This window comes from Alcanivorax sp. HI0044 (genome assembly GCF_001634945.1).
This window is the reverse complement of record NZ_LWEZ01000989.1, coordinates 1-720: the sequence shown is the minus strand read 5'-3', so window position 1 is coordinate 720 and position 720 is coordinate 1. Positions and strand designations below refer to the sequence as shown.

The following is a 720-nucleotide window of genomic DNA, read 5'->3' as shown; positions in this document are numbered from 1 at the left end:
GCTGGCCTTCGGCCGCTTCAGGAAACTGTTCAAACAGGGCAACGGAAATAATCTGCCCGAGCTGGGCATCACCGAGGAACTCCAGCCGCTCATAGTTACGGTAGCGGCTGACACTGCGATGGGTCAGTGCCAACTCAAGCAGGGATATATCCTGAAACTGATAGCCCAGGCGGGCCATCAGTCGGTTAAGGTCTCCATTCACTGGCGAACGTCTTTCTTGAACTCGTCTTTGAAGGTCATCACGATGCTCACGTTGTAAAACATCGGTTCGCGCACTTCATAGTCCGCGGAAACGGTCAGTACCCCGCCTTCCTTGACAATCGCCAGGTCATCCACGCGAATCACATTGACCTGGTTGATGGTAAACCGCTTGCCGATGCCTTCGCGAATTTCCCGCGGGGACATCAGTGCCGTTTTGCCATCTTGCAACTGTGATCGGATGGTTGTCGCAATCGTGTTGTGTTCCATATAGGCCGGAACCATGCGAAATGCAGCCGTCCCCAGGATAGCCACCACAATCAGCACAACCGCCCAGCTGATCAGTGACATCCCACGTTGCCGTGAGGGCGTTGTTGTCATCATTTTAGTTTGCCTCCACCTTATCAATAGCGCCATTACGAGAAAAACTGGGCAGAGAGAAAACCGGTTTCCAGTGCATCCAGATCAGGAACGCTTCCCCCACGACCAGCCCCTCAGGGACTATACCCCAGAATCGGCTGT

Annotated in this window: 1 protein-coding gene and 1 pseudogene; both read right to left on the bottom strand. The window is 54.0% G+C overall.

Annotation, left to right across the window (positions count from 1 at the left end; translation table 11 throughout):
• Positions 1 to 202 (bottom strand): annotated as a pseudogene (rnc, locus tag A3730_RS11665) (ribonuclease III); the annotation flags it as partial.
• Positions 199 to 549 (bottom strand): DUF4845 domain-containing protein, encoded by a 351-nt coding sequence (locus A3730_RS11660; RefSeq protein ID WP_231880537.1) that lies wholly within the window; start codon positions 547 to 549, stop codon positions 199 to 201. The gene A3730_RS11660 and the pseudogene rnc, both read right to left, overlap by 4 nt.
• Positions 550 to 720 lie beyond the last annotated feature (171 nt).